The sequence below is a fragment of the Pseudomonas sp. 10S5 genome (assembly GCF_035019745.1).
GTDB lineage: Bacteria > Pseudomonadota > Gammaproteobacteria > Pseudomonadales > Pseudomonadaceae > Aquipseudomonas.
The window spans coordinates 1-247 of sequence record NZ_JASJVL010000064.1; the positions used below are offsets into that span (position 1 = coordinate 1).

The following is a 247-nucleotide window of genomic DNA, read 5'->3' on the forward strand; positions in this document are numbered from 1 at the left end:
TGGTCGGGGTAAGGGGATTCGAACTCCTGACATCCTGCTCCCAAAGCAGGCGCGCTACCGGACTGCGCTATACCCCGGTTATACAAAAAGGCACCTAGTAAAAGGTGCCTTTTAGATTGGGTGATGCTTTTGGCATCACTCCCTAAGATTCAACCCGGTACAACCCGGCAGAAAATGGTGGGTCGTGTGGGATTCGAACCTACGACCAATTGGTTAAAAGCCAACTGCTCTACCAACTGAGCTAACG

1 tRNA gene is annotated in these 247 nt (G+C 51.4%); it reads right to left on the reverse strand.

The window, feature by feature from the left end:
* Window positions 1–77, reverse strand: a tRNA-Pro gene (locus QN378_RS23400).
* Window positions 78–247: the final 170 nt, after the last annotated feature.